General features: G+C 39.7%; 1 protein-coding gene. It reads right to left on the reverse strand.

Features of this window, described 5'->3' with window-relative positions:
- A partial coding sequence (locus AC1M9J_RS14875) for an integrase core domain-containing protein (protein ID WP_481952582.1) occupies positions 1-219 on the reverse strand: 219 nt, incomplete at both ends.

The following is a 219-nucleotide window of genomic DNA, read 5'->3' on the forward strand; positions in this document are numbered from 1 at the left end:
ACTCAAATGGCGATACATAACCTAGAGCACTATGTACACGCTTTTTATTGAACCAATCCACCCAGTTTAATGTCGCAAGTTGTACATCTACCAAACCTTGCCAATCTGCTTTTAGATATTCAATCACCTCTGTTTTGTATAAGCCATTCACCGTTTCAGCCAAAGCATTATCGTATGAATCACCAGTCGTACCAACTGATGCTCGTAAATTTGCTGCTT

Source organism: Acinetobacter sp. ANC_7588 (assembly GCF_056783995.1).